The sequence below is a fragment of the Anaerovorax odorimutans genome (assembly GCF_024459955.1).
GTDB classification, from domain to species: domain Bacteria; phylum Bacillota; class Clostridia; order Peptostreptococcales; family Anaerovoracaceae; genus Hominibacterium; species Hominibacterium odorimutans_A.
This window is the reverse complement of the sequence record NZ_JANFXK010000224.1, coordinates 1-230: the sequence shown is the minus strand read 5'-3', so window position 1 is coordinate 230 and position 230 is coordinate 1. Positions and strand designations below refer to the sequence as shown.

At 47.4% G+C, this 230-nt stretch carries 1 protein-coding gene; it reads left to right on the top strand.

The features are described 5' to 3' along the window. The coding region (locus NE619_RS18560; RefSeq protein WP_256133930.1) for a hypothetical protein at positions 1 to 230 on the top strand (230 nt) is incomplete at both ends.

The following is a 230-nucleotide window of genomic DNA, read 5'->3' as shown; positions in this document are numbered from 1 at the left end:
TACAGATACAGAAACTCTTATCCGAGAAGCAAGAGCTGGTATCGACAGTAGCCGAACAAGGGAAGAGAATAGCGGAGCAGACAGAGCAAATAGAGAAGCTGAACGAAGCAGACAACGTGCTGAAGCTCAACGCAGAGCTGAAGAAGCAAAACGAGAAGCTGAAGCAAGACAAGCTCAACGCAGAGCAAGAAGCCGAAGCTACGGTATCGAGCGTTAAAAGGGAATATGAA